Below are 17,505 nucleotides of genomic sequence, written 5' to 3'. Positions count from 1 at the left end.
GGTATAGATTATACCCTGGCGTTAGTATGCTCTGTCAATTCCAGCAGTGCCTGATAGTAACGCTCCAGGGATCCCTCACTCGTGCTCAGAAAAAGGAAAGGCTCGATCAGTTCAAGCTCCATCAGCACCAGCTCGCCGTTCAGCTCCACTCCGTCCACACGGGCATACAGACAATCCTGTGCAAACTGCTCTGCAATGGTAGTAGCGGTTTCGAGCATGTTGGCCGGTGGTTTTGGAGTATGCACGCTCCCCCCGAAAAAGTGCTGTACCCGGAAATCGCCTGCCCGGGCTGTTTTGAGCACCGCGTGGCTATACCTGCCGTTGAAGAAAAGGAAGGACCACTCGCCCTGTGTTTTGATCTCCTCAAGGAAAGGCTGCGCCAGAAACGGTTCTTCCTGCAGCAAGGCATTGATGCGCGCTGTATAATCGCCTACCTCTGCTCTGCTGATGGCCAGGGTGTTCTTCGCTGCTCCGCTCACGCGCGGTTTCACAATGATTTTCTCCTGCCCGATCGCCCCAAATACACTCTCAGGATTGAATGTAGAGCCCTGCTCCAGCCACACGGTTGGCACAATCTTAACACCTTGCGCCTGCATCGCTTTGAAGTATACCTTATCGGCGTTCCAGCGCAGCGTTTGAACCGGGTTGAGCACGCGGCAGCCCAGCGCCTCCAGCTTGTCGAGCCAGGTATAGAAGGCCTGTATTTTATCGAAGTAGTCCCAGGGAGACTTGATGATGATGGCATCGAATGAGGTCCAGTCTACCTGCTCATTGTCCCATACCTGAAAAGAAATTTCGTGGCCTTTTTCGGCTAAAAAACGGTACAGACGCTCATCTTCGCTATCGGCATTGGTGGTATAATCACCCAGGCTCTGGCAAGTGACCAAAGCTATTTGTTGTAATGACATAAATGTGGATATTTGCCGCAAAATTATACTTTATACCCCGCAGAATCTACAGAATAAATTTCCAATTAAACAAAACTTTAAGAACGTCTGTTCTCGTATGAAAAGTATAATTTGCTTCCCCGCTTTTTAACCTATACCATGTTACATCTTTTCAGCCTCAGCCTACGACACAGGTACAGCCTTTCTGTACGCCTGCTGGTCCTGCTGTTGCTGATCAGCACCAATGCGGGCGCCTGTCGCCCGGAGGAAACACAGGAAGAACTCGCAGAAGAACCACAGGAGCGCAACCGACAACAGGTAGCGCCCGACACCCTACTGGTCCATCGCCAGCCAGCCGGTCCGCCAGCTACCATTGATTTCCTGGGCAACCCGTTCCTGTCAGATTACCGCCAGAGCAAAAAGCTGGATGCCTACTTTGCCCGTATCAGCACGGACTTCACGCTCGATGCCGACCCAGTGGAGAACCTGCACCACCCTGCTATCACGGACACGATCTTTACTATCCGCTTTGGCGAGTCGGTGATCGAGCTTTATGCTCCTTCCCAAACCGGCGATCTGCTGCTGCAGGTGGCTGACATCCGCAACGCAGGTATAGCGCTCCGCAACAATATGAAGGTAGGTATGAGTCAGCCCGAGCTGATGACCAAACTCAAGAACTACGACGTGCGCATCCTGCAAACCAACTCCGAGATTGTGGCGACTACTGTAGAGGGGGCTCCCATCTCGCTGCGCTTTTTCCTGAAAAACGGCAAAGTGAACCGGATCAGGTATGAAGGCTACGTTGATTAAGGGAAAACGAGGTCAAGTATAGATAGGCCAGAATTCCTACCTTTGCAACTGAACCAAAGGTATACCTTATGCGCATCGTTGTCCAACGCGTTACCCAAGCTTCTGTTACCATAAACAACCAGGTGAAAGGCGAGATCGGCCTCGGGCTGCTATTGCTTGCCGGCTTCACCAACGACGATACCGAAGAAGATCTCAAATGGATTGCCAACAAAGTAGTTCAGCTTCGCATCTTCAGCGACGATAAAGATAAAATGAACCTGAGTGTGCAGGATGTGCAGGGTGATGTGCTGGTGATCAGTCAGTTTACGCTCTATGCGCTTACGAAAAAAGGCAACCGTCCTTCTTATATTCAGGCAGCCCCGCCAGCTGTGTCTATACCTTTGTATGAGCGTTTTGTAGCGCTTTTGGAAGAGGCTTTGGGGAAGAAAGTGCAGACCGGTGAATTTGGCGCCGACATGAAAGTAGCCCTGCTCAACGACGGTCCGGTTACGATTGTGATAGACTCCAAAAACCGGGAATAAACCGCTCCGAATAATTCTAAAGCAAGCTGGATAAGCAAAAGGAATTATCTATATATTTCTACCTAATTCAGCTATACCTAACCGGACGGTTTATATGAAAGCTATACCTTATCAGGCAGCCTGGCTGCCGCAATTCCTTGGCCGGCTGCTGCTGTGCTCCTTATTCATGACAGGTATAGCAACCGGCGCTCAGGCCCAGACCGATACCACGCTCACCAAAAGCGTGGTGGGCAAGCGCTGGATCGTCGAAACCCGCGATGGCTCAGTGATTCAGGGTATATTTTTAGGGCAAACGGACGGGGGCATACGCCTGCAAACCGACAGTGCCGGCGAAATTGTGATTCCACATATCCAGATCAAAAGCACCAAGATCGTAGATGATAGCCGCATGCGCGATGGCGAGTACTGGTTCGAAAACCCCAATGCAACGCGCTATCTTTTCTCTCCTTCTGCCTTCAGCCTTAAGAAAGGCGAAGCCTACTACCAGAACACCTACCTGCTGCTCAACTCTATCAACATTGGTGTCACCGACAACATTACCATAGGCGGCGGCTTCGAACTGATTTCCACTTTCTCGGGCACACCGGCTTTCTACATCACACCAAAGGCTACATTTGAGGTAAATGACAAATGGCGGGCCGGCGGCGGTTTGCTGTACATGAATGTGATCGGGCTTGATGAAGGTTTCTCCGGCTTAGGTATAGGCTATGGCATTGTGACCTATGGCAACACCGACGATAACGTAACACTGGGTATGGGCTATGGATTTGTGGACGACGAATTCTCAAAAAGGCCGGTGCTCAACCTGAGTGGCATGAAGCGGATAAGTCGTCGGGTGGGCCTGGTGTCGGAGAACTGGCTGGTGCCCAGCGACGGCTACTATGGTTTGATTTCGTATGGCGTGCGGTTTATGGGAGAGCGCCTGACGGTTGACCTGGCTTTTATAAACAACGGTGATATTGCGGAATCTATCCTGATCGGTGTGCCTTACGTTGATTTTGTCATTAAATTTGGCAAATAATTAAAGCCCCTATACCTTATGACCATTGCCCAAGCCCAAACGATCGTTGACAACTGGATCAAAGAGAACGGCGTTCGTTATTTCAACGAACTGACCAACATGGCCATTCTCACGGAAGAAGTAGGTGAAGTAGCCCGCATCATGTCCCGGCAATATGGTGAGCAATCATTTAAGAAAAGCGATGAGGGCAAGCAACTCTCCGACGAACTGGCGGATGTGCTTTTCGTGCTCATCTGTATCGCCAACCAGACAGGTATAGACCTCACCGAAGCGCTTCGTAAAAACCTGGAAAAGAAAACCTCCCGCGACAGCGAAAGGCATAAGCAGAACGAGAAACTGAGGTGAAGATTAGTTCTGAGTCCTAAGTTAGTTTTCTCTTAATCTCCTTTCCTGAGCATCTATTTCGCATTGGAAGAAATATCTTTCATTTTCTATAACTCAAGACTCAGAACTCAGAACTCGGGAATCTTTTAAGTTTACCAGCCTGTCTCCTTTCCAAACGGGCAGCACATTGTAGGTATCGTGCTGGAGGCAGAACTCGATGTCTTTGTGGATTTCGAGATTTTCGAGGCGACGCACGTGGGAGGACTGGCGCAGGAAAGCGACCATGTCGCTCTTGGCAGCGTGGTACAGGTATAACGAAGCCAGTGTGGCGTCGTTCTCAAACTCAAACTCGCCCTGCAGACGCTCGGCCAGTGCACCGGCAAAAAGCGTGTCTTCCAGGTTAAATTTGCCTTTCCAGCCGGCACAAACTACCAGTACGTCCAATTGCAGCTCCCGCAAGTGCTGCGCCACAGCTTCCAGGTTAAGAAATGCCCCTACAATAATCTCCTGTGCTGCTTCTGACAAACGGATGGCACGTGTACCGTTGGTGGTTGTGATGGCCACGGTGCGGTCCTTTACCTGTCCGTTCATGTAGGCGAAAGGCGAATTGCCCAGATCAAAGCCTTCGGCTTTAATGCCGTTGCGCTCCGCAGCGGTCAGGCAGCCTTGCCCGGCATAGGCGCGGCACTCTTCCAGTTGCATCACAGGTATAATATCGGTGGCGCCATGCGCAAAGGCCGTCACCATAGTGGAGGTAGCACGCAGAATGTCCACGGCCACCACTGCCTTCCCCTCCAGTTCATACAAGTGCAACAGCTCTGGGCTGTAGCACACATCTATACTCGGCATTCTTTGAATCTTAGATTGTTAAATTGTTGAATGGTTAAATCGTCTGTTTTCAAACAATTAAACAATCTAACCATTCAACAATCAAATTATTTCTTTACAAATGGTGGCTTCACGATCTGGCCTTTCATGTCTTTGTTGCGCACGCGTACAAATACTTCAGTACCCGGTTTGCTATACTCGGTCTGCACGTAGCCCATACCGATGCCTTTGCCCAACGATGGTGACATAGTGCCTGAAGTTACCTCGCCTATCTTCTCACCTTCGGCGTTTACTATCTCGTAGTGTGCTCTAGGTATAGCCTTCTCCAGCATCTCAAACCCAACCAGCTTGCGCTGCACACCGGCTGCTTTCTGCTCTTTCAGGTTTTCAGAGTAGGTGAACTCCTTGTCAAATTTGGTGATCCAGCCCAGACCAGCCTCCAGAGGAGAAGTTGTGTCACTGATGTCGTTGCCATAGAGGCAGAAGCCCATCTCAAGGCGCAGCGTATCGCGGGCACCCAGACCAATTGGCTTTATACCTTGCTCTTTGCCAGCTTCCATGATCGCGTCGAATACCTTTTTGGCATCCTCATTCTTTACATAAATCTCAAATCCGCCGGAACCGGTATAGCCTGTGGCAGAGAGTATAACATCGGGCACACCGGCAAAATCACCCTTTTCGAAGGTATAGTAGGTCATGCTGCCAAGGTCTACAGAAGTAAGCGAAGAAAGGGCCTCTACCGTTTTCGGGCCCTGCACGGCAAACAGCGACATCTCATCTGAAATATTCTGCAACTCAGCGCCTTTGGTATTGAATTTATTTACCCAGGCCCAGTCCTTGTCGATGTTAGAGGCATTCACCACCAGCATGTATTCATTCTCAGCCATGCAGTACACCAGCAGGTCGTCTACAATACCGCCGTCTTCGTTCGGGAAGCAGGAATACTGAATCTTGCCTGGCGTTAGCTTAGAGGCATCGTTTGTGGTGATGCGCTGGATCAGGTCAAGTGCCTCAGGGCCTTTTACCATAAACTCACCCATGTGCGACACATCGAATATACCTACCGCGTTGCGCACCGTGTTGTGCTCCTCCATATCAGATGAGTAGCGCACGGGCATGTTATACCCAGCAAAAGGCACCATCTTCGCTCCCAGCGACTCGTGCACATCATTCAAAGCTATTTTCTTGAGTTCCATATCAGATTTGATTGCTAATAAAGTAGATGCCCAAAATTAAGTAAAATAAAACCGCTTCTGAAATTTTATGCAGGAACTTGATCTGTATAGCTTAAATGCTATTTCTAGGGCTAACTGCCTGCTGTCAACCTTTATCAACACTCTTTTGTGTATAACCTTGTCGGGGTCGGTGCGTAAATCAAGCCATCACTTTTTTAGCCAAAAGGATCATGCCATTTACTACTCTCTACCGATTAGCACACAGGAAAAGTGTGCCCTCGCCTTATTGTCTCAAGCAGCCTGCTACCCGTATTACCTGGCAGTTTAGTTTGCTTAGCATCATTTTTATTAACTTAGCAGGATATCGTCTGTCTCATCAAAAGCTCAGTCCGGCGCTCATCAGATAATATTTCATGAAGCTATCAACCAAGCTGTTTATCGGGTTCGTCCTGATATCGCTGCTTTTTACTACTGTTGCCATCGTAAACTTCAGGTTGTCGGAGGATGTGATCGAGAACATGCGCTGGGTAACCCGCTCTCAGATTGTGGTCCGAAACTCTGCTTCTTTGCAACGTAATATCATCGATATGGAAGCTGGTTTGCGAGGCTACCTGCTTAACGGAAACGAAGTGTTTCTGGAGCCTTACTACGAAGCCCGAAGGCTGCTCAGCAGGCTACGAGATGATGTGAGAAATTATACCGCCTCTGAGAGTCAGAAGCAGAAACTTGATAAGATCATCAATACACACGATGATTGGATTACAGAGTATGCAGAGCCGCTCATCGAAATGAAAAGAGGCGACACGCTCGAATACTCCTCCCGTGCTTTCGACATGAAACTCGATACGCTGGTGCTGGGTGAGAAAGTGCTGATGGATACTATCCGAAGCGACTTCCGCGTGTTCAACTCCCATGAGTATACCTTGCGGGGAGAGAGAAATGAGCGCCTGAATGTCAGTATCAATACTACAAGGCAGGTTTCCACCGTTCTTACCATACTGTCGGTGCTCCTAGGCCTTGGTTGGGCGTGGTATATTACCCGCATCATCTCTAATCGCATCATGCAGATGGTGACGTTGGCCGAAAAAATTTCGAAGGGAGAATACCAGACCCAGATCGTGGACACCTCCAAAGATGAACTCAGCCAGTTGTCGTACTCCCTGAACAGGATGTCGGCCACGATTGATGAAACGTTCTCTGAACTGGATCGCAAGAACAAAGAACTCGACCAGTTTGCCTATGTCGTATCGCATGACCTGAAGGCACCTTTGAGAGGTATAGAAGTGGCGTCGCGGTGGGTAGAGGAAGACATGGGGCAGAACCTGCCTGACAATATAAAGGAGTACCTGATAATGATGCGCGTGCGGGTACACCGTATGGAAAACCTGATCAATGGTATACTGGCCCTTGCCCGCGTAGATCGCAACAGTTATGCCCAGGAGATGGTAGACGTGCAGCAACTGCTGGCAGAAGTAACGGATATGACCTCGCCACCGGTAGGCTTTAACATTGAAATCGGGCCAGATATGCCCCACATTTATACGGAGCGGGTACATTTGCACCAGGTTTTTCTCAACCTGATCTCAAATGCCATCAAGTACCACCATCGCCAGGACGGCCATATTAACATTACCTGCCAGGAGTCGGAGAACTTCTATACCTTCTCGGTATCAGACGATGGGCCAGGTATAGAGCCGCAGTACCACGAGCGTATATTCGTGATTTTTCAGACCCTGCAGGAGCGCGACGCAGTAGAAAGTACAGGCGTAGGTCTGGCCATCGTGAAAAAGATCGTAGAACACCATGGGGGCAACATTTGGGTGTCCTCGAGCCCCGGCAAGGGAGCAACATTCAGTTTTACCTGGCCTAAAAATCAGGCATAATTGAAATAATTATATTAGATTTGATCATTGAATTCCCATAAGTGCTATGATAAATAAAGACGTTAATATCCTCTTAGTTGAAGACGATTATCTGGATATTATGAATGTAGAACGCGAACTTAAAAAAATAGGCATTACCCATCCGACTCATGTAGCCCGCAACGGCCGTGAGGCGCTTGACATGCTGCGAGGAACAGGTGTGCCCAAAATATCCCCTGCACCCAGTGTTATTTTACTCGATATCAATATGCCGCGTATGAATGGGCTGGAATTTTTGGCCGAGCTGCGCCATGAGCCTGAATTCAGCCATATCCCGGTTTTCATTATGACTACCTCAAACGAGGAGACAGACCGTATGGCTGCGCAAAAGCTGAACGTGGCAGGCTATATCGTAAAGCCGATGAGCTTTGAAAATTTTGAGGCCAGCCCCTCTTCTCTCGACAACTTTACACTGTTTCTTGATCTCATAAAGCTTAAATAAGCCCTTCTGTCTCCTTGTTAGGGAATAATAACAATTGCTCTTCTGACAGTAACCTGAATGACTGGCGATGGTGTTGCGTGGCCCCAAACTGCGCAATGCCATTGCGATGCTCTTTTGTGGGATATCCTGCGTTACGTTCCCAGCCGTAAGTGTCGTGTTCTTTTGCAAGCGCACACATCAGCTCGTCCCGATGCGTTTTGGCCAGCACAGAGGCCGCCGCAACGGACAGGTACTTCCCATCACCCTTCACAATACAGGCATGGCGCAACTCGCCGTATACCTTAAATCTGTTTCCGTCCACAATAAGATACTCCGGTTCCAGGCTTAGCCCCCCGATGGCCCGATGCATCGCCAGATAAGTTGCTTGCAGAATGTTGATCTGGTCAATCTCAGCAGGACTCGCCTCTCCTATTGCCCAGGCTACCGCATCCCGCACAATATCTACCCGTAGCTGCAGCCTTTGCTTATGGCTCAGTTGCTTTGAATCGTTCAGTAAGCTGTGGCTATAGTCTGGCGGCAGTATAACGGCAGCGGCCACCACAGGGCCAGCCAGGCAACCGCGGCCAGCCTCATCTATACCTGCCTCTAAGGTATAGCCACTGTAATTTCGTAGAAGTGCCATGGTGTGTATAGAAGTTTGAATAACAAAAATAAAAAAAAGCCCTGTCAACTTCCGCTGACAGGGCTTTTTAAATCTATACTATCCGTAAGGCTTAGTATCCAGGGTTTTGCTGAGCAGCTAACACAGGGTTAGTAGTGATCTCAGAAGTTGGTATTGGCCACAGGAAGCGGTTATCCGCATATGGTATTGCCGGAATACTGGTAAAGAGAGCAGGTCTCAGTTCACCACTTGCTGCAACCCAGTCTGTTAGTTTAACAGCACCATAAGCAACTTTAGCAGGCACGCCGTTTACACCTAATTCACCGTTTTTAGCTGTTCTGTGAATATCCTTCCAGCGTAAACCTTCTGCAAGAAACTCGATTCTGCGCTCGTTCATGATAGCCTGAAGCAGGTCATTAGCACTGCTGATGTTCAGATAAGCAGCGGATGCTCCTGACGTAGCATATGTTTCAGAAGTCGATCTGCTTCTTACGCTGTTCAAAAGGGCTACTGCTTTGTCATTTACACCTTCTGTTCTTGCGATTGCCTCAGACAGATTAAGAAGCACTTCAGCATACCTGATAATAGGAGTGTTGTCAGACCAACCACTCAGGTCAATGTATTTCTTAGTGAATACACCACCAGCATAAGTACCAGCAAGGTCTGTTCTTCTCAAATCCTCCTTTGGCCAGAAAGTCTGGTTCCAGATGGTAGGGCTGATCGCAACCAGGGCGCGGTTTTCTCCTCTATACATAGCCGGCAGAGCAGCGTTTGTACCTGGGTTGTCATCTGTAGAGTTCAGGATAGAGAAAATAGATTCGCTGTTTCCTTTATTACCAACAAATGGACCTTCAGGTGCGGCTGTCAGTGCATAATTGCCAATTGGGCTAGTGAATGGTCCGGAGCCTGAAACAATTTTATCTGCTTCTGTAATGACACCGTTCCAGTCTCTCATGTGCAGTTTCACCCTTGTTTTAAGAGCAATCGCCGCTCCTTTGGAGGCTCTGGTGAGTTGTGAAACAGTTATGTGCTGCTCAGCGAAGTCAAGGTCTTCTAACAGCATAGCATAGCTTTCTTTCACGGTGTGTCTTCCCTGAGATTTGGCTTCATCCACACTTGCAGGATCGTTTACAGCCAATCTACGGTAAGGCACGCCTAAATGAGAAGCGTCTCCTGTCTCATTATAAGGTCTTGCGAAGTTCAACAGCAGTTCGTGGTGTGCCAGTGCACGCAGGAATCTTGCCTCCCCTTCATAAGAATTTGCTTGTTCCTGGGTGATTACGCCTGCCTCAGCAGCCGTCTTCAAACCGTCAATCATTATGTTGGCTTTGTTTACAAGACCGTATAATGATTCCCACATAACCACATTGTTCAATGTAGTAGTTGCGTTGAACGTAGACTCGTATGTAAAGGCATAGAAAGCAGCAACATTCAGCATATCCTCCCCTCGCATGTCAGCCTGAGCAGTGGCTGCAGCTCCAAAAGGATACCCACGCTGGCCACCAGGATAGAAACCTGTCTGGGCGGCATCATACACACCCAGCATAGCTAGCTGAATTCTTTCAGGGTCCTGGAACGCGCTTTCTTCTGTAATTCGGTCTTTTGGAAGCAATTCTATTGTTTCCTTTTCGCAGGAGGTCATCATAACTGCCAGCGCAAGTGCAGGAGCCATCAATACCAGCCTCAATCTATTTTTTAGAAAATTTCTATTTTCCATTGTGTCAGTAATTTAATATTAATTAAAATCCTAAGTTCAGGCCTACAGAAACTACTCGTTGCTGCGGGTTACCATTAAAATCAACACCGGTAGAAGTAAATACTTCTGGGTCTAGACCTTTGTAACCAGTGATAGTGAATGCATTCTGAAGCTGTGCATACATTCTCAGGCGTTGAACATTAATTTTGCTTGTAAGAGACGAAGGCAGCGTGTAACCGATGGCTACATTGCTTAGTTTCAAGAAGTCACCATCCTCAACAAAACGTGTGGATGTCTGACCGTCATTGTTCGCAGCTACACCTCTACCCTGATAAAGTTTCGGAGTTACACCATCACCAGGATTCTCTGGAGACTGCCATCTGCCAAGAATTTCAGTACCATTGTTCTCGAAGGTCTGGTTCAGTAAGTCCTGACGTGTACGGTTCATGATCTTGTTACCACCAGAGAAGCGGAAGAACACGTTCATGTCAAAGTCGCCATACTTAAAGTTGTTATCAAAGCCACCAAACCACTTAGGCAGAGCGCTTCCTAACACAACTTTGTCAGCAGTACCAAGGGTTGAAGCCTTTGAGATATCGCTTGGGTTAGCTGGGTCATAAACCTTGTAGCCAGATTGTCCGATCTGGAGGCTTGACTGAACTAAGCTACCATCGGCTTTTCTATAGATTGGGTTTCCGTTTGCAACGTTCACACCTTCATAGATGTAGCCATAAAGAGAGTTGAAAGACTCACCTTCTCTATGGATGGTATAGTCAAATATCTGATCCTGGTTATCTACAAGAGCAGTTATTTTGTTGTTCTGAGTAGAGAAGTTCAAATTGGCATTCCATGAGAAGTTGGTTTTCTCAAGTACTGCACCGCTCAAAGATACTTCGATACCATCGTTCTTCATCGTACCGATGTTTCTATAGATTAGGTTCCCTGGCAAACCAAGCGAAGGAGGAGTTGGAGCACCTAGCACCATGTCCTTGTTATTCTTCTGCCAGTAAGCAACTTCCAGGTTCAGGCGACCATTGAACAGGCCAAAGTCAGCACCGAAGTCAATGATTTCTTGTGTTTCCCACTTCAGGTCACCGTTACCCGTGTTACTGAAAGCAATACCACTCAGGCCACCGTAAGGGCGAGGAGCAAAAGAGCCCAGATAAGGATAATCACCACCTACAATACTAGAGTTACCCACTTCTGCGTAGCTACCTCTTATTCTGAAGTCAGTGATAACGCTCAGAGCGCTTGAGTTCTTGAAGAATTCTTCTTCAGACACACGCCATGCGGCAGAAACACCTGGGAAATAACCCCAACGGTTATCTGGAGAAAGCTTAGAAAGACCATCCGCTCTGAGTGAGCCACCTACATAGTATCTTCCTTTGTAGTTATAGTTTACACGGCCTAAGTAAGAAGAAAGACCGCTTCCACCAATACCACCCGCAATTTCTTGGTTAGCCATTGTTCCAGTCACAAGGTTATCTTTGAAAAGGCGATCAGAGATACCAGAACCGAAGGCGTTGAAGAATGAGGTACTTGTTTTGTTATATTCTGCTACGGCTGTCACATCAATGTTGTGTACATCGTTAAATGACTTGTTATAAGACAGGATGTTCTGCCAGTTCCAAGTAGTGTATGGAGAATAAATCTGGTCTATGTAGCCATTTAAGCCTCTACCATCGCCATGGCGTGGGTCCATATAACCATAGTCATCCTGCAGTGAAAGGTCAACACCTAAAACTGTTCTGAAGTTAAGGCCAGTCAAAATCTTGAAATCCAAGAAGGCATTACCGCTAGCACGGTAAGTCGTAGACTTACGAATATTATTGTCCAAGCTAAAAAGGATGTTCGGCGTATTGTTATTGATGTGGATAAGGTTTGCACCTCTTCCCAAAGCAGCCGGGTTACCATCATCAAGGTTATAACCTGTAGGGTCATTTGGATCATATGCCCCTACGTTTGGCAACATACGGATCACTGCGAAAGTATTACCACTCAAGCTATTGGAACCTACAGATACGCCATTGTTACGCTGATAAGAAAGACCGGAATTCAGGCCGAAGGTGATGCGATTGGATATTTTCTGATCCAAGTTGGCACGTAAGGTATAGCGCTTCAAATCGTTAGCTACAGCTATACCTTCCTGATCTGTGTAACCCAAAGAAAAGTAGTACTTGCTTTTCTCAGTACCTGCTGAAGCAGAGATAGTATGGCTCTGCTGGAAACCCGTTCTGTAAACAAGGTCATTCCAGTCCGTGTTAGTTCCGTTGGCGTCCATAAATGCCTGTGGCGCGTTGCCAGCATTTACGTACTTCTCGTTCGCAATCTCAACAAACTGCTCAGCATTTAGAAGATCATGTACCTTGATTGGGCTGGCCCAGCCAGTATACATATCATAGCTCACCTTCATTTGACCCTGCTTTCCTTTTTTGGTTGTCACCAGGATAACACCATTAGAGGCACGTGAGCCGTAAATTGCTGTAGCAGCACCATCCTTCAGGATTTCGAATGACTCGATATCGTTCGGGTTGATATCAGCAAGTGCGTTAGAAGAAGCATAAGCACCTACGTTACCTGTCAGCACGGGAATACCGTCGATTACAACAAGTGGAGAGTTGCTACCAGAGATAGAGTTCGTACCGCGGATACGGATAACGGGAGGGGCTCCCAGGATACCGGATGGCTGCTGCACAACAACACCTGACGCACGACCTGCTAACTGCTGGTCAAAGCTCGGCGTTGCCAGATTGGCGATTTCCTCACCTTTTACCTGTGCAATGGAGCTTGTTACGTCCTTTTTAAGCTGTGTACCGTAACCCACCACCACAACTTCATCAAGTTGTCTCTGGTCGACTTCAAGCGTTACGTTCACTGTAGCAGCTGTTCCGATTGCACGCTCAGTAGTTTTGTAACCGAGGAAACGGAACACGAGTGTGTTGCCGTCCGCCGGCACATTAATAGAGTAAGTACCATCTGCTCCGGTAGCCGTACCGGAACTAGTGCCCTTTACAAGCACTGCAACACCAGGAAGGCCTTCGCCAGTCGACTGGTCAGTCACAGTACCCGTAACAGTTTTGCCCTGCGCCAATGCCTGCTGAAGCACGACGAACACCAGCGCAAAACTCAATAGTAGTAGTTTTTTCATTGGTCTGTTAATTGAGGTGAAAGATAAATAGTAGTTAAGATTTAAGGTTTAAAGTAAGCGTAGTCAAAATGTCAGCAAATACACAGGGGTCTTCTTTGTATTGTTGTAAAAACCGCATACTGTGTTCATGTTAGCTATCAAGTAGTAATGAGAAAGCCTATTCAGCATTTAAATAAACTTTATTCACAATTTGAATGCTCCAAACTAAGAATAAATTTCCAATATATACAATAATGCTAATTAAATTTTAGGGCACTTATCACTTTCTTTCTGAGGACATTAAGCATTCATCTTATGTTATTACAAGTCTACCAGTGATCTTAATGGCCTTTTATCTCCCTAATCAGTTGATTAGCACAATACTTTACAAAAAACCTGTTTAAATTTTCCTTTTAATATTACCAAACAAATTAGGACTGATCAGTTCTCTGTTTTATAAGTGATTCTTATTCAATGTTATAACACACACAGATTTATAACATTGATGTAGTTATTCAAATTACGCTCTGCAACTAAGCAGAAATCTCTTTTCTATTTTTAGAAGCGCAGCAAAAATTTGTAGCAAGAGCTAAAGTCTTTATGATTCTATGGGTTTTTCAAAGCGGCACTGAATCTCTTCTACCCACCCTCCTGTTAAAGCAATCCAGACACCTAATCATATTGCATAAATATGAATATATAAATACCTTAAGTATAGTATAACAACATTATTTTTTAGTTAAAATACTATAATTCAATGTCTAAATAAAATTTAAAACGTATAATGTTATGATCAACTAATTGAATTTTATCATTAAACAACAAGCAGATATTCTTATTTAATGTTTAGACTTTTAGCTTGATTCTATAGGTCCAAGCTGTATAATGGCTCTTCCTACTACCTCTCTGTAAGTGCCCCATCTCGTGGCACTTTTGCCAAATTGACTTCATACATTTTAATGAAACCAAAATCTTTTGGGACCATGAGAAAACTACTACTAGTAAGTTTTATTCTAGTGTTCGTCTTTCTGCAACAAGGCATAGCACAGACTAGAACAGTTACAGGTACAGTAACAGATCAGGAAACCGGGCAGGGGCTGCCCGGCGTTGCTGTACTCGTGCAAGGCACCTCGGTCGGAACTGCCACCGGGGCAAACGGCGAATACTCCATCAATGTGCCGGCAGGCTCTAACACGCTTGCCTTCCGCTTTATCGGATATACCACCATCACGCGTGATATTGGCAACGAATCAACCATCAATGTAACCTTAAGCGTGGACACCCGACAGCTGCAGGAAGTGGTGGTGACAGCAGTAGGTATAGAGCGTACCGAACGATCGCTGGGCTATGCCGTGCAGAACGTAGGAGGCGAACAGTTATCACAGCGCTCTGAACCAAACGTGGTTAACGCTCTACAGGGTAAGGTTGCGGGTGTGGAAATCATTTCATCGAGCGGTTTGCCGGGTGCAGGAACACAGGTATTCATCAGGGGTATCTCCTCCGCCACAGGTAACAACCAGCCGCTGTTTGTGGTCGACGGCATCCCAATTGATAACTCCACCAATTTTACCTCCGCTCCTACCGTTGGTGGCGCTGCTTACTCTAACCGTGGCCTCGACATTAACCCGAACGATATTGAATCGATGACCGTGCTGAAGGGGCCTGCCGCTGCGGCGCTTTACGGATCCAGAGCCGCGAACGGTGCCATCATCATCACAACCAAGAAAGGGATGGCAGGTGATGCCAACAAGAAGTTTGAGGTGACTGTTACCTCTTCTTTCAACCTGCAGAACGTATACGGCTTGCCAGAGTACCAAAATGATTATGGCCAAGGCACTAACTTCCGCTATAGCCCGAATGTGACCGATAGTTGGGGACCAAGGTTTGGCACGCCAGGTATAACTACTGTACCCAACGCCCCAGGCAACCCGCAGGAGACACTGGAGTACAGAGCATACCCTGATAATGTAAAAGACTTTTTCGAGACAGGCACCATCTTCGACAATGGCCTGCAGCTAGCCGGCGCGGGCGCTAACACCAGGTATATCTTCAGCGCCAACAGTACCAACCAGTCAGGCATCATTCCGAACAGCGGTCTTGACCGTTTCTCGCTTCGTGCTGCCGGTACAGCTGAGCTATCGTATGGTATATCGCTCGATGCCTCTATTATTTATGCTAATACGGAGCAGGAAGGCTCTTTGCAGGGCAACTCTGGTACGAGCCCCTGGTTTACGCTTCCTTTCACACCCAGAAGTTTCGACATCAACAACGTGCCGTATAAAATAGGCCCCGGCCAACAGGCTCCTACACTATTTACGCTGCTCGCCCGCGACAACCCACGATGGAGCGTGAATGAGAATTTTTATGAAAGCGAGGTGAACAGAACGATTACCAGTGCCACCCTAAACTGGAAGCCTCAGTTCTTTCAGGACCTGACCTTTACCTACCGTATTGGTCTGGACCAGTACTCTGACAGACGTCGTGAGGCAATTGCCTTTGGCTCAATTAACTCGAACGGTAATACGGCCCTCAATCGTCGGGGCTCCCAGATCTACGATGACATTTTCTACCGTCAGTTTAACCAGGATATATTCGGTGTCTACACCAAAGACCTGAACGAAGATATCAACCTGCGATTCCTAGTGGGTAACCAGATCAACACCATTCATACGGATAACCGGAACATCAGAGCGGAAGACCTGATCACACCGGAATTTTATAACCTGATCAACCACACAAATACCAACATATTTCCAACGAACACGGAGACACAGCGTCGATTGGTGGGTCTTTATTCACAGCTCGGTCTTTCCTATAAGAACTGGTTGTTCCTGGAATTGCAGGGACGAAACGACTGGTCATCCACACTGGCGCTCGACAACAACAGCTACTTCTACCCTGCTGCCAGCGTTGGCTTCGTATTCACAGATGCCTTCGACATTGCCAATCCCATTCTCAGCTATGGTAAGCTGAGGGGCAGCTATGCGCGTGTAGGTAACGATGCCGGTATATACCTAACCAACACAGTGTTTATAAACCAGGGATTCGGTAATAACGTGGCGGGCGTCAGTTTCCCATTCAATGGGACTGTAGCTGCTGTTACACGCGGCAACAGACGCGGTAACCTGGACCTGAACCCTGAGTTCACCACCTCCTATGAAGCTGGTGTTGAGTTAGGTCTGTTTGACGGAAGAACTTCGCTCGATGTGAATTACTTCTTCAACAAAACCACTGACCAGATCTTCAACGTGGACGTACCGGGCTCAACAGGCTTTACCACCTTTACCCAGAATGCCGGTGAAATCCAGAACAAAGGCTGGGAAATATCAGCCACCGGCTCACCATTTACTTCTGAAGGTGGTTTCCGTTGGGATGTCAACGTGAACTTCACAGACATACAGTCCAAAGTGGTATCACTGGCACCCGGACTCAACCAGTTCACTTTGCTGACCGGTGCCGGAACCGGCGCTTTCACAGGACTTAGCCCTGTGCTGATTCCAGGCCAGCCTTTCGGTGTGATCCAGTCATCTGCCTTCCTGCGTGATGAACAGGGCCGTTTCATCATCAACCCGAACACAGGTGTGCCGGTGGTGGATCAGAACCCACGTATCATTGCAGACCCGAACGCGGACTGGTGGGGCAGCCTGGGCAATACCTTCAGCTTTAAAGGGTTTAACCTGAACGTGTTGCTACAGTACGTGCACGGAGGGGACTTCTACTCCCGACAAACTCAGATTGCGCGTTTGAGGGGAGTGCTCGATGAACAAACAGACAGAGAGCGTCCCTACCTGTTTGAGGGCGTAGTCCTGAATGCAGACGGCACCTCCAGCCCTAACACCACACAGATATCTGCCCAAGAGTACTGGGTAGCTTTGAACGCAGCAAACGAATTTGCGGTGTTTGATGCATCTGTGTTTAGGCTGCGTGAAGTAAGCCTGGGATACGAACTGCCTGCGGCGATACTGGAGCGTACTCCGTTTGGGGCGGCTAGCATATCCGTCACCGGCCGTAACCTCTTCTTCTATGCGCCCAACCTGCCGCATGCCGACCCAGAGTCAAACCAGCTCGGCGGTAACACCAGGGGCTTTGAGTTTAACTCTCCTCCATCAGTCCGAAACTACGGTGTAAACCTGCGTTTCACATTCTAACTC

General features: G+C 47.8%; 13 protein-coding genes. 7 read left to right on the top strand and 6 right to left on the bottom strand.

Translation table 11 applies throughout. The annotated features are described in order from the left end of the window. Positions 1-8: 8 nt before the first annotated feature. The gene (locus tag K3G39_RS15490; protein ID WP_255594400.1) at positions 9-908 is read right to left on the bottom strand and encodes a RimK family alpha-L-glutamate ligase; all 900 of its coding nucleotides are present in this window, start codon (positions 906-908) and stop codon (positions 9-11) included. A gap of 138 nt (positions 909-1,046) precedes the next feature. On the opposite strand from K3G39_RS15490, the gene K3G39_RS15485 reads away from it, so the two are divergent. The 4 genes from K3G39_RS15485 to K3G39_RS15470 all read left to right on the top strand — a co-directional run bounded on the left by K3G39_RS15485 (position 1,047) and on the right by K3G39_RS15470 (position 3,584). Continuing rightward, entirely contained in the window at positions 1,047-1,697 is a 651-nt protein-coding gene (locus K3G39_RS15485; RefSeq protein ID WP_220627082.1) for a hypothetical protein, read from the top strand. Positions 1,698-1,765: 68 nt separating this feature from the next. Continuing rightward, positions 1,766-2,218 (top strand): D-aminoacyl-tRNA deacylase, encoded by a 453-nt coding sequence (dtd, locus tag K3G39_RS15480; RefSeq protein ID WP_220627081.1) that lies wholly within the window; start codon positions 1,766-1,768, stop codon positions 2,216-2,218. A 94-nt stretch (positions 2,219-2,312) separates the two neighbouring features. Beyond that, a complete protein-coding gene (locus tag K3G39_RS15475) occupies positions 2,313-3,239 on the top strand; it encodes a hypothetical protein (RefSeq protein WP_220627080.1) in 927 nt (308 codons plus the stop codon). 18 nt (positions 3,240-3,257) lie between these two features. Next, complete coding sequence (locus K3G39_RS15470; RefSeq protein WP_220627079.1) at positions 3,258-3,584, top strand: nucleotide pyrophosphohydrolase; 327 nt, start codon at positions 3,258-3,260, stop codon at positions 3,582-3,584. Between the two features lie 93 nt (positions 3,585-3,677). On the opposite strand, the gene K3G39_RS15465 is transcribed toward K3G39_RS15470, so the two are convergent. Further along, on the bottom strand, positions 3,678-4,412 hold the full coding sequence (locus K3G39_RS15465; RefSeq protein WP_220627078.1) for a 2-phosphosulfolactate phosphatase: 735 nt from the start codon (positions 4,410-4,412) through the stop codon (positions 3,678-3,680). Between the two features lie 86 nt (positions 4,413-4,498). Then, complete coding sequence (gcvT, locus tag K3G39_RS15460) at positions 4,499-5,587, bottom strand: glycine cleavage system aminomethyltransferase GcvT (RefSeq protein WP_220627077.1); 1,089 nt, start codon at positions 5,585-5,587, stop codon at positions 4,499-4,501. 392 nt (positions 5,588-5,979) lie between these two features. On the opposite strand from gcvT, the gene K3G39_RS15455 reads away from it, so the two are divergent. Both K3G39_RS15455 and K3G39_RS15450 read left to right on the top strand, forming a co-directional pair. Beyond that, positions 5,980-7,449, top strand: coding sequence for an ATP-binding protein (locus K3G39_RS15455; RefSeq protein ID WP_220627076.1), 1,470 nt, complete (start codon positions 5,980-5,982; stop codon positions 7,447-7,449). Positions 7,450-7,495: 46 nt separating this feature from the next. Then, positions 7,496-7,930, top strand: coding sequence for a response regulator (locus tag K3G39_RS15450; RefSeq protein WP_220627075.1), 435 nt, complete (start codon positions 7,496-7,498; stop codon positions 7,928-7,930). Here the strand turns inward: K3G39_RS15450 and K3G39_RS15445 are convergent. The 3 genes from K3G39_RS15445 to K3G39_RS15435 all read right to left on the bottom strand — a co-directional run bounded on the left by K3G39_RS15445 (position 7,923) and on the right by K3G39_RS15435 (position 13,375). After that, positions 7,923-8,552 carry a ribonuclease HII gene (locus K3G39_RS15445; RefSeq protein ID WP_220627074.1) on the bottom strand — a complete coding sequence of 210 codons (630 nt, stop codon included), beginning with the start codon at positions 8,550-8,552 and terminating at the stop codon, positions 7,923-7,925. The two genes, K3G39_RS15450 and K3G39_RS15445, sit on opposite strands and share 8 nt — an antisense overlap. Positions 8,553-8,643: 91 nt before the next feature. Beyond that, positions 8,644-10,203 carry a RagB/SusD family nutrient uptake outer membrane protein gene (locus K3G39_RS15440; RefSeq protein WP_255594399.1) on the bottom strand — a complete coding sequence of 520 codons (1,560 nt, stop codon included), beginning with the start codon at positions 10,201-10,203 and terminating at the stop codon, positions 8,644-8,646. Between the two features lie 67 nt (positions 10,204-10,270). Further along, on the bottom strand, positions 10,271-13,375 hold the full coding sequence (locus tag K3G39_RS15435) for a TonB-dependent receptor (RefSeq protein WP_255594398.1): 3,105 nt from the start codon (positions 13,373-13,375) through the stop codon (positions 10,271-10,273). A gap of 962 nt (positions 13,376-14,337) precedes the next feature. Here K3G39_RS15435 and K3G39_RS15430 point away from each other — a divergent pair. Then, positions 14,338-17,502: a SusC/RagA family TonB-linked outer membrane protein gene (locus K3G39_RS15430; protein WP_220627073.1), complete on the top strand. Its 3,165-nt coding sequence runs from the start codon at positions 14,338-14,340 to the stop codon at positions 17,500-17,502. Positions 17,503-17,505: the final 3 nt, after the last annotated feature.

Source organism: Pontibacter sp. HSC-14F20 (genome assembly GCF_019599265.1).
In the GTDB taxonomy this organism is placed as follows: Bacteria; Bacteroidota; Bacteroidia; order Cytophagales; family Hymenobacteraceae; genus Pontibacter.
This window is presented reverse-complemented; position numbering and strand designations above follow the sequence as displayed.